The 387-nt window shown below is 55.3% G+C and carries 1 protein-coding gene; it reads right to left on the bottom strand.

What is annotated here, in order from left to right; genetic code table 11:
- Positions 1-196 precede the first annotated feature (196 nt).
- Positions 197-387, bottom strand: a 191-nt coding sequence (locus tag G1E_RS29010; RefSeq protein WP_218186964.1) for a hypothetical protein, incomplete at its 5' end; no start/stop codon positions are given.

The raw sequence follows: 387 nt of genomic DNA on the forward strand, positions 1-387 counted from the left end.
CAAGGCCGCTCCTACGGGGATCGTGGCAGCGTCAGGGATTATCGTTTCAGCCCCTGAAAATATTCCTCACCTAACCGTACATTTCAGGTATAGTACGCGCCGGTCTTTTAGCGGACCTCAAAATCAGGTGGTGCAAATCCTCCGAGTCCAGCTTCGGCTGCACGTCCGCTAGGCGGACCTTCCCAAGTTTTCTTTTTCAATCGTTTTCGCAAATCCCCGCCGCCAAAGCTGCCTGGGTGACCTGACGGTCTTTCAAGGCATGTGCAGCTTTGGAGCATGGGTCTTTGCGGATGCACCTAGAGGCAGACCCATGACCCAGGAAACCGGCGGCTTCGCCGCTCTCGATCTCAACCCGAATATCGTTGCTGCCGTAGTGGCTAAACACCA

Source organism: Pseudomonas sp. TJI-51, assembly GCF_000190455.2.
In the GTDB taxonomy this organism is placed as follows: domain Bacteria; phylum Pseudomonadota; class Gammaproteobacteria; order Pseudomonadales; family Pseudomonadaceae; genus Aquipseudomonas; species Aquipseudomonas juntendi.